Raw genomic sequence first — 287 nt, 5'->3', positions numbered from 1 at the left:
AACAAAACTCTAAACAAGACTACTCTGATCAAGGTAAACAGCAAAACTCTAAACAACACAACTCTGATCAAGGTAAACAGCAAAACTCTAAACAACACAACTCTGATCAAGATAAACAGCAAAACTCTAAACAACACAACTCTGATCAAAGTAAACAGCAAAACTCTAAACAACACAACTCTGATCAAGGTAAACAGCAAAACTCTAAACAACACAACTCTGATCAAGGTAAACAGCAAAACTCTAAACAAGACAACTCTGATCAAGGTAAACAGCAAAACTCTAAA

1 pseudogene is annotated in these 287 nt (G+C 34.5%); it reads left to right on the top strand.

From position 1 onward, the window contains the following. Nucleotides 1-287 (top strand): annotated as a pseudogene (locus tag MR083_RS27160) (spore germination protein); the annotation flags it as partial.

This window comes from Bacillus cereus group sp. BfR-BA-01408 (assembly GCF_022663305.1).
Lineage (GTDB): Bacteria > Bacillota > Bacilli > Bacillales > Bacillaceae_G > Bacillus_A > Bacillus_A pacificus.
Note: the sequence above shows the minus strand (reverse complement) of the source record. Positions and strands in the feature narration are given on the sequence as shown.